Source organism: Umboniibacter marinipuniceus, assembly GCF_003688415.1.
Taxonomy (GTDB): Bacteria; Pseudomonadota; Gammaproteobacteria; order Pseudomonadales; family DSM-25080; genus Umboniibacter; species Umboniibacter marinipuniceus.
Genome location: NZ_REFJ01000012.1, coordinates 1 through 4,116, shown reverse-complemented (window position 1 = coordinate 4,116; position 4,116 = coordinate 1). Strand labels below are relative to the sequence as shown.

The window sequence follows — 4,116 nt, the reverse complement described above, 5'->3', positions numbered from 1 at the left end:
TTGTCTTCATCTCCTGTTACATCCGCTGTCGTCACCGTTGGCGTATCCACAACACTTGCCACGGATATTGTGGCCTGTGCGGGTGCTGAATCGGTATTGCCGTCACTGACTGTATAACCAAAGTGCACATCACCGTTGTAATTCAGAGCAGGCGTAAACACCAGCTTACCAATCTCGCCAGCGGCAATATCTTGATTCGCGACGACCGCGTGGCCATCGAGCATAAGAACACCTTGCGCGGGGTCGGGCAATTGGGTGATGGTTACGTGATCAAGGGTGTCACTCACATCCACATCCTTGAAACCGAAATCACCTGCTGAGAAAGTTCGAGCGGTATCTTCGGTACCTGTCAATGCCACAGTTTGAACTGTTGGCGCATCATTACTTCCTTCGACAATAATTCCAATCTGCTGTCTGGCAGTACTGCCATCACTGGAGATCGCTTCGATAGAGAAAGGATGTACGACACGATAACCAGCTGCTAGTGAGTCAGCTTTCGCATGATCAAGCGTGTAAGTCCAAGTGCCGTCAGCTTTGACGCTAAATGTACCGTAAGCATCCTGCACGGTTTGTGGTTTAAACGTGACGTGATCGTCAGTGTCTGCATCATGCGCCTGGAGAGTACCCGAGATCGTCGATTTCGCATCCTCCGTCACGACTCCTAAATTGGCATGCAACTTATCGGGCGTATCGATGACGACATGATCGTCCTGACCTTTAATGGTTGCAGAGAGTGGTATGCGAGTTCCGTCTGCGGTAATCAAGAAAGCTTGGTCAGTGAGCTGCTGACCATCTTTTAAGCCTTGTATTTCGGATTGCGCGTTATCGGCGCGATAACTCCACTTATCATGCCCGTCTGTACCTTGGGTAAAGTGAAAACTACCGTGCGTGCCCTTGAGATCAAGAGCAAAATTATTTGGCATGACGTGCTCGACACCATTTATTTCCACCTTCACTACTTTGGCTTCGGCCGAGGAATCAAGATCGACAATATCGAGGTTATTCCAACCGCTATCCAAAAAACCTCGGGTAAGCTGCTCCTCAATGACACTAGCCTGAGTATTCCCAGCGGCTGTCGCTGCATCGTTGACCGCCGATAAATTAATGGTTGCCGTTGCTGGAGAAGAATCGGCAGTACCATCACTGACGGTGTAACCGAAATGTACGTCGCCGTTGTAATTAGCAGCAGGGGTAAATACCAGCTTACTAAGATCCGCCGCGTCAATTTGCTGATTGGCACTGACCGCATGGCCATCGAGCATAAGCGCGCCTTCGGCGGGATCGGGCAACTGCGTGATGGTGATGTGGTCGAGAGTGTCACCGGTATCCACGTCGGTGAAACCAAAGTTCGCCGCCGTTAGGCTCACCGACTGATCCTCCGTGCCACTGAGAGTTTGCACGGTAATCGTTGGCGCGTCGTTGGTGCCGTTTATTTGTAACGTGATCTCGTGGTAGGTACCATCCTTCGACTCCACTGTAATGATGTCGGTATTGGTGTCACCCGCAGCCATGTTATTCATGCTGGCATCCGGGGTGTACGTCCAGTGCCCGTCGGCTTGCATCACCAAGTCACCGTGTGCACCGTGATACGTCGTCGCAACGAAACTCTGTTGGCTCGCTTCGTCGGTGATGGTTAGTACACCACTCACGGCGCTGTCTTCGTCCGTTGCTTTGTTGTCCTCTCCCGCGATGATCGCATTCGGGATCGGACGCGTTGGGTCGAGTTTCACACCGTTAAATTCGGTATGAACTTCCTGAACACCATCCGGATCTTGAGTGGTCGCCGTCACACCAATGTTCATGTTATGCACCACACCGGCAGGTAACTGCGCGGTGAGCTTGCTCAAATCCCAGTCCTTAAGATCAACCTTATCTAGGATACCTGTAATGGTATAGGTATGAGTGCCATCGCTCAGTACCGTGTCTTTGATTAAACCTTGGATCGCGGTTGCGACCACTTTATCGTCAGGATCAACAGCCGTCACCTGTGGCGTAATGTGCAACAGCGCACCCGGTGGCGGTACCGACAGTGCGGTATCGATCATCTGACTCTCGTGGTGCACTCCGTTTTCACTTAGTGTGTGCATTCCCGTGGTGTCTTGGATATGACTGCCCACAGAACGAACGTCAAACAGCAAACCGCTGTTTTTCGTCACTAACGACGCTAAGGGACCCTTGGCAATTTCTGCATCGGTCAGCGCATGATTGGCCATCGCAGCATTAAAGATGCTGCCTTCATAGTGCTCGCCCGAATGCCAGCTCGGGCTTGCGATGCCTCCATTCGCCTTTTGGCCCAGAACCATATACAGATCCGCAGGCATCGATTCGCCTTTATGGAAGTTGGGTGCCGTGGTGACGAGCTTACCGTTATCGAACACTTTTAAATCGCCCGAGGCAGAGTCCCAGGTCAACGTTAAGCGGTGGTTGTTACCATCACCTAAATTGACACCCGTAGCCACATCACCGGCACCGCCAATCTTCATGTTGCCCGGGTTCCACAACGACAGCATGTTATCGGCGCTACCATGCCCCATATTGATGGCAACGGGACCCGTAGAGGCACCAGTGTCCGCCACCGCTTTACCGATCACCGTGGTTTCAAAGGTAAACTCGGTAATACCGCCCACACCGTGGATGGTATCCACTTGGATACGTCCTGCCGTACCCGTATTAATGATTTGTTGTTCGACCGACGTAGTCAGCGCGATATTCGCCGCATCGGTGACAGAGCTAACACCCACAGTCATGTGATTGTCTACATCCGCCGTGCCATCGTTCACCTTATAATCTAGGGTAATGTTGCCCTTGTAGTTCGCGTCTGGATGAAGCGTCCACGTGCCGTCGCCATTATCGGTGACGGTGCCGTGACCGCCATTCACCACGACACTGTTAATGTCTAACGTGTCGTGATCGACATCCGTGGCACCGGCTAACAGCTGTGCCTTGGTCAAGGTGATGTCGGTATCTTCGCTCGTGGTGCTTGTTGTTGCCACTACGGTCGGTAAATCATTGACACTCGCCACCTGCAGCGTGCCCGTAGCCTCGGCGGAGTCATGATGGCCATCGCTCACCGTGTACTTAAAGTCGACATCGCCATTAAAGTTCGCTACCGGCTTAAACTGGAGGTGAGCAATATCGGCGGTACTGATCGGTTGGTTCGCGGCCACGGCAACACCATTCAATAAGAATTGACCTTGGGTGGTCGCATCGGGAAGCGATGTAATGGTCACATGCTCGAGCTGGTCACCGGTATCCGGATCAGCAAAACCAAAGTCCGTAGCACTGAACTGATAGTCGTGGTCTTCGTCGACCTGCATGGTACCCGGCGTGGCTGTGGAACGATCGTCCACAGGGGTTACGTTAACCGTTACGTCGGTGCTCACGCTATCGAGGCTGGTCGTCCCATCGGTGGTCGTTGCCACCACGTGTAAGGTCATGTCCGTGTCGTGATTGAGTGGCGGCGTGACCGTCAGGCCACTGATGTCCGCCTTATCAACCACCCAGCCGCCACTGCTATCGCTGTGACCCGCTGAGAAAGTCGAGCCAGCTGGGAAGCCGGTGAGTGTGATGTGATCGAGCGTATCGCCGTGCTCGGTAACATCCAGATTCAGCGCAATGGCGGTATCTTCGTTGCCGCTTGGAGCTGAGCTAGTACTGACTGTCGCAGCATCTACCACACTGCCAATCGCAACCGTCGCCTGTGCGGGCGCAGAGTTTGCCGCACCATCACTGACGGTATAATCGAAGTGTGCGTCGCCATGGAAGTTGGCGGCGGGTTTGAACACCAACTTGGCAATATCGGCTTCGCTGATGTCTTGGTTGGCACTGATTGGTTGACCATCGAGCAGTAATTCACCTTCGGCGGGATCGGGCAACTGCGTGATGGTGATGTGATCTAAGGCATCGCTTTCCACATCATGATAACCAAAATTACTTGGGCTAAAGCTAACGGATTGATCTTCCATTCCGCTCAACGACGGGCCTGAAGCTGTTGGAGCGGTATTGAACTCAGGAATTGAGGTGTGGTTAAACTGGTAGGTTTTAGATTGAGAGAATCCGGTTTGTTGCCTCTCACCTTCCTCAACATCAACTCGCACCGACATATCAAAAGACGTT

The 4,116-nt window shown here is 52.7% G+C and carries 1 protein-coding gene; it reads right to left on the bottom strand.

Annotated elements, in window-relative coordinates; translation table 11 throughout:
- Positions 1-4,116, bottom strand: a 4,116-nt coding sequence (locus DFR27_RS12435; protein WP_121877800.1) for a tandem-95 repeat protein, incomplete at both ends; no start/stop codon positions are given.